At 71.4% G+C, this 3970-nt stretch carries 2 protein-coding genes; one reads left to right on the plus strand and one right to left on the minus strand.

The features are described from left to right. Window positions 1-324 precede the first annotated feature (324 nt). A complete protein-coding gene (locus tag IE329_RS39620; protein WP_190215921.1) occupies window positions 325-1494 on the minus strand; it encodes a cytochrome P450 family protein in 1170 nt (389 codons plus the stop codon). 915 nt (window positions 1495-2409) lie between these two features. Between IE329_RS39620 and IE329_RS39625 the strand changes: the two genes are divergently transcribed. Next, a partial coding sequence (locus IE329_RS39625) for a type I polyketide synthase (RefSeq protein WP_229928152.1) occupies window positions 2410-3970 on the plus strand: 1561 nt, incomplete at its 3' end.

The raw sequence follows: 3970 nt of genomic DNA on the forward strand, positions 1-3970 counted from the left end.
GCCGCGCCCGCACCCAGCAGGGCCCTGCGGCCTGTCGCAGGGTGCGGGCGCGGCCGTGTCGGTCGGCCCCGGGCCGTGGAGGAGGGCGACGCGTCGAGAAGACGGCGGCAGCAATCGTGGTACTGGTGGTCAGGGCGCTGGTGCACGTGGGTGGGAGCGTGGGCCGTCAGTCGCTCGGCGGCCTCGTCGACCGCACGGACGCCGACGGGTTCGCCGTGCCGGTCGTACCGCAGGTCGAAGGTGGCGGAAGGGCCCTCGGTCGTGTCGCGCCCCGACCGGTCGATCCCGTCCGGTTCCCGCGCCTGCGGTACGAGAGACCACGGATCACCAGATGACCGGCAACGCCTGCAGTCCGCGGAAGACCAGTTCCGGTACGTAGGTGAGTTCGGACTCGTCAACGGCGAGGCGCAGTTTCGGATACCGATTCACCACGGACCCGATCGCCACCCGCATTTCCCGGCGGGCCAGTATCGCGCCGAGGCAGAAGTGCGGCCCGTGCCCGAAGGCGAGGTGCGCCGCCGGCCCTTCGCGCGTGATGTCGAGGCGGCCGGGATCCGGGTACACGCCGGGGTCGCGGTTGGCCGCGACGATGACCGGCAACACCGGTTCGCCCGCCCCCAGTTCGACGCCCTCCAGTTCGACGGGCTCGGTCGTGACCCGGACCTCCGTCGAGGTGAAGAGCCTGCTGTAGCGCAGCAGCTCGTCGACCGCAGGTCCGATCAGGTCCGGTGACGACCGCAGCAGTGCGAGTTGGTCCGGGTGGCGCAGCAGGGTCAGCAGCGAGTTGCCCAGCTGGTTGACGGTCGTCTCGTGGCCGGCGATCAGCAGGCCCTCCAGGTTGGCCAGCAGCTCGGGTTCGGTGAGGTGGTCGCCCTCGTCGTTGGCGGCGACCATCGCCGAGATCAACCCGTCGTCCGGCCGCGCCCGCTTCCGGCGCACCAGATCGGCGAGCCAGTCCTGCATCTCGCCCTGTGCGGCCCGCAGTTCCTCCGGAGTGATGTTCGTGACGAACAGCCGCCTGGTCCACCCACGGATGGCCTCCGCCTCGGAGTAGGGCACGCCGAGCAGTTCGCAGATGACCATCAACGGCAGTGGGGCGCAGAGGCCTGCCACGAGATCCGCGGTTGGATCGAGGGAGTCGAGCAGGGAGTCCACGATGGACTGCACGCGTGGTTCGAGCTGATCGACCATGCGTGGGCTGAACGCCTGCGACATCAGCTTGCGCAGGCGGGCGTGGCGCTCGCCGTCCAGGCTGGAGACCAGTAACGGGTCGGAGGCGACGGACAGTTGCAGCGGGTTGCCCGGACGTGTGGCCGCCTCCCGGCTGAACCGGCTGTCGCTGAGGACCTGGCGGACCGCCTTGTAGGAGAGGGCGAGCCAGACGTTCGCCGGACCCATCGTGGCGAGGACGACCGGAGCCTGTGCGAGCAGGGCCTCGGCTTCGGGCTCGTTGTCGAGGTGGTGCGGTGTGCTGAAGGGGAACGTGGCTTGCATCGCTTCCTCCTGACTGAATGTCACCTTGACCGGTGCCGGGTGCCGGGTGCCGGGTGCCGGGCGCGCAGGGCCGGGACCGGTGCACGGATCGGTGACAGCTGGGTTCTGTGCCGCCGGAGGGCGGTGGCGCTTCGCGATCGTGTCGAAGTCGGTGGGGGGTCGAACGGTGGAGCCGGAGCTGCCGGCGGCGCCGGTGGTCGGTGCGTTCGATCCGGGTGATGATCGCCGTGCGGAGGTTCCCCGGGTGGCCGGATGACGGTCGAGGACGTACTTCTGCGCGAGTGCGTTGGGATTCTAGGGCGTTGCACCGTCGGCGTCGACAGTGCCCAGGAATACCCGGCCCGGTCGTGGCGGTGCATGCAGGGCGTGGACGCACTTCCGTGACCGTACCGGCGGATTCACGGCGGATTCACGGCAGGTTCGCCGACGGACGGTGCGACGGGCGGCCCCAAGAGGCCCCGCGTTTGATGGGGCACGGAGCGGATCTCGCCACGGTTCCTTTGCCATGCAGGCATATGACGGTGTGATGTGTTCCGTTTGAGCCAGCCTTCGGAGGTTCTATGGCGATGGCGTGATGTTGCTGGCATGCTCATCTGCGCGGCGGACGATCATCGTCTCGCCTTCTACGCTCAGCGCACCAGTGCACCCCTCCTCGAAGAGCGTCGCCGACGCTCTCGCTTTCGAGGGCCGCTCCACTGATCCAGACGCTCGAAGCGTTGGCGAGTCCGGGTTCGGATACCACCGGGTCGCCGGGCTGCCCGCGCGCTCGATGATCCGGCCGCTCGCGCGGCCGGGGCCGCACCATCGGGATTGCTACGGAAACACCCCGCCTTCCTTCATACCCCCGGCTCACGAGGTGTCGATGTGATGCGTTTCCGCTCGGATTCGGACGCTGATCGTGTCGCTGTCATCGGCATGGCGGGCAGGCTGCCGAAAGCCCCGGATCCGGAGGCGTTCTGGCGACTGCTGTGCGACGGGGCCGACGCGATCACCGCGCCGCCCGCGGGCCGGCAGGGGGTACGGCACGGCGGCTTCCTGGACCGGGTGGACGGCTTCGACGCGGCATTCTTCGGGGTGTCCCCCCGTGAGGCCGCCGGCATGGACCCGCAGCAGCGGCTCATGCTCGAACTCGCCTGGGAGGCCCTGGAGGACGCCCGGATCGTGCCGAGCACGCTGACGGGCAGCCCGACGGGGGTGTTCGTCGGCTCGATGTGGGAGGACTACACGTCGCTGGCCTACCCCGGTCACATCACGCCGCACACGCTGACCGGCACCAGCCGGGGCGTCATCGCCAACCGCGTCTCACACTTCCTCGGTGTGCGCGGTCCGAGCATGACGGTCGACACGGCCCAGTCGTCGGCGCTGGTCGCGGTGCACCTGGCGGTCGAGAGCCTGCGCCGCGGCGAGTCGGCGCTCGCCCTGGCCGGCGGGGTGAACCTCAACCTGACCGCCGCCCGCGAGGAGGGAGCGGCGGAGTTCGGCGGCCTGTCCCCGGACGACCGCTGCTTCACCTTCGACGCCCGGGCCAACGGCTTCGTCCGCGGCGAGGGCGGCGCCTTCCTCGTCCTGAAACCGTTGGACCGGGCCCTGGCCGACGGGGACCGCGTCTACGGTGTCATCCGGGGCAGCGCGGTCAACAACGACGGCGCCACACGGAGCCTGACCGTGCCCAGCGCGCAGGCTCAGGAACAGGTCATCCGCGGAGCACTGGCCCGCGCCGGCGTGCGTCCCGCGGACGTGCAGTACGTGGAGCTGCACGGCACCGGCACCGCTGTCGGCGACCCCGTCGAGGCCGCGGCCGTCGCGGCGGCCTACCGCGATCCGGCCGGGTCCGGCGACGCCGACAGCGCCCTGCGGGTCGGATCCGCCAAGACGAACGTCGGCCACCTGGAAGGCGCCGCGGGCATCGTCGGTCTGCTCAAGGCCGTCCTCAGCGTGTACCACCGCGCACTGCCGCCGAGCCTGAACTGGGAAACCCCCAACCCCGGCATCCCGCTCGACGCACTGGCACTGCGGGTCCAGACCACGCTGACCCCGTGGCCGCGGCCGGATGCGCCCCTGCTCGCCGGCGTGTCCTCGTTCGGCATGGGCGGCACCAACGCGCACGTGATCGTCGAGCAGGCGCCCGATGCGGCCGCGCCGCCGGACCGGCGGCCCGCCCCCGAGGCCCTGCCGGCGCCGTGGATCGTCACGGCGCGGACCAGGCAGGCGCTCCGGGCGCAGGTCGAGCGCCTGCGCGAACACGTGCGCAGCCACCCGGACCTGACCGGCGCCGAGGTCGCGCACGCGCTGGCCACCACCAGGACCCGCTTCGCGCACCGCGCGGTCCTGCTCGACTCCGCCCAGGTCGCCGCCGGCCGGGCCGGCACCCCGGGCCGTACCGTCTTCGTGTTCCCCGGCCAGGGCGCGCAGTGGGTGGGGATGGGCCGGGAGTTGTACGCCGCGTACCCCGTCTTCCGGGCCGCCATGGACGAGT

Origin of the sequence: Kitasatospora indigofera, assembly GCF_014655955.1 — a bacterium.
GTDB lineage: Bacteria > Actinomycetota > Actinomycetes > Streptomycetales > Streptomycetaceae > Kitasatospora > Kitasatospora indigofera.